The organism is Ohessyouella blattaphilus (assembly GCF_024721265.1).
Lineage (GTDB): Bacteria > Bacillota > Clostridia > Lachnospirales > Lachnospiraceae > Aequitasia > Aequitasia blattaphilus_A.
The window spans coordinates 1-2,500 of the sequence record NZ_JAMXOC010000046.1; the positions used below are offsets into that span (position 1 = coordinate 1).

General features: G+C 50.2%; 1 rRNA gene (cut by a window edge). It reads right to left on the reverse strand.

Annotation, left to right across the window (positions count from 1 at the left end):
* Window positions 1-34: 34 nt before the first annotated feature.
* A 23S ribosomal RNA gene (locus tag NHH16_RS14960) occupies window positions 35-2,500 on the reverse strand (it continues 430 nt past the right edge of the window).

Genomic DNA, 2,500 nt, shown 5'->3' on the forward strand with positions numbered 1-2,500 from the left:
TAATCATCCTGTTCATTTTAAAACCTATCCATTTTTGGTCATGCCCTCGACCGATTAGTAACAGTCAGCTCCATACATTACTGCACTTCCACCTCTGTCCTATCAACCTCGTCGTCTTCAAGGGGTCTTACAACTTAACGTTGGGATATCTCATCTTGAGGGGGGCTTCACGCTTAGATGCCTTCAGCGTTTATCCCGTCCCGGCTTGGCTACTCTGCTATGCCTTTGGTAAGACAACAGATACACCAGAGGCCAGTCCACCCCGGTCCTCTCGTACTAAGGGCAGCTCCTCTCAAATATCCTACGCCCACGCCGGATAGGGACCGAACTGTCTCACGACGTTCTGAACCCAGCTCGCGTACCGCTTTAATGGGCGAACAGCCCAACCCTTGGGACCTACTACAGCCCCAGGATGCGATGAGCCGACATCGAGGTGCCAAACCACTCCGTCGATGTGAACTCTTGGGAGTGATAAGCCTGTTATCCCCAGGGTAGCTTTTATCCGTTGAGCGATGGCAATCCCACTTTATACCACCGGATCACTAAGTCCTAGTTTCCTACCTGCTCCACCCGTCGGTGTCGCAGTCAAGCTCCCTTATGCCTTTGCACTCTGCGAATGGTTTCCGACCATTCTGAGGGAACCTTTGAGCGCCTCCGATACCCTTTCGGAGGCGACCGCCCCAGTCAAACTCCCCACCTGACATTGTCCCCCAGCCGGATCACGGCTGTTGGTTAGAAATCCAATACTGCAAGGGTGGTATCCCAACAACGACTCTGTGACAACTGGCGTCATCACTTCTCAGTCTCCCACCTATCCTGTACATACAATATCGAATCCCAGTATCAAGCTAGAGTAAAGCTCCATGGGGTCTTTCCGTCCTGGCGCAGGTAACCAGCATCTTCACTGGTATTTCAATTTCACCGGGTGCATTGTTGAGACAGTGCCCAAATCATTACGCCTTTCGTGCGGGTCGGAACTTACCCGACAAGGAATTTCGCTACCTTAGGACCGTTATAGTTACGGCCGCCGTTTACTGGGGCTTAAGTTCAAAGCTTCGGAGCTAGTCCTAACCTCTCCCCTTAACCTTCCAGCACCGGGCAGGCGTCAGCCCATATACTTCACCTTTCGGTTTTGCATAGACCTGTGTTTTTGCTAAACAGTTGCTTGGGCCAATTCTCTGCGGCCATTTCGCAATGGCACTCCTTCTCCCGAAGTTACGGAGTCATTTTGCCGAGTTCCTTAACAATGCTTCTCCCGTCGGCCTTAGGATTCTCTCCTCATCCACCTGTGTCGGTTTACGGTACGGGTACATTTATAACAATAGCGGCTTTTCTTGACGCATGGCTCACATACTTCCCTACTTAAAGTTCGGTACGCATCACGCCTTCGGATTGCCTAGCGGATTTGCCTACTAGACTCCTACCTCGCTTGCACCAGTTTTTCCAATCCTGGCTTATGCTTTCCACACGTGTCCCCACAGTTCTGTATAAATGTAGTACAGGAATTTCAACCTGTTATCCATCGACTACGTCTTTCGACCTCGCCTTAGGCCCCGACTTACCCAGAGCAGATCAGCTTTACTCTGGAAACCTTAGATATTCGGCCGGAAGGATTCTCACCTTCCTCTCGCTACTCATTCCGGCATTCTCTCTTCTTAGCAGTCCACTACTCCTTACAGTGTAGCTTCTTCCCGCTAACAATGCTCCTCTACCGATTAACATTCGTTAATCCCTAAGCTTCGGTAGTGTGTTTTAGCCCCGGACATTTTCGGCGCAGGACCTCTCGACTAGTGAGCTATTACGCACTCTTTGAATGTATGGCTGCTTCTAAGCCAACATCCTAGTTGTCTTTGAAATCCCACATCCTTTTCCACTTAACACACATTTTGGGACCTTAGCTGTAGGTCTGGGCTCTTTCCCTTTTGACTATACAACTTATCTCGGATAGTCTGACTCCCATTAATCATCTACGCGGCATTCGGAGTTTGATATTCTTTGGTAAGCTTTGACGCCCCCTAGGAAATTCAGTGCTCTACCTCCGCAAGACTATAATGAGGCTAGCCCTAAAGCTATTTCGAGGAGAACCAGCTATCTCCGGGTTCGATTGGAATTTCTCCCCTATCCACACCTCATCCCCACCCTTTTCAACGGATGTGGGTTCGGTCCTCCATTGCCTTTTACGGCAACTTCAACCTGGACATGGATAGATCACCCGGTTTCGGGTCTACTCCGACTGACTATGGCGCCCTATTAAGACTTGGTTTCCCTTCGGCTCCAGACCTTTAGTCCTTAACCTTGCCAGCCAGCGTAACTCGCCGGACCGTTCTACAAAAAGTACGCGGTTCCACACATAAGGTGGTTCCACAGGTTGTAAACATATGGTTTCAGGTTCTCTTTCACTCCCCTCCCGGGGTTCTTTTCACCGTTCCTTCACAGTACTATGCGCTATCGGTCACTAAGGAGTATTTAGCCTTACGGGGTGGTCCCCGCATATTCCCAC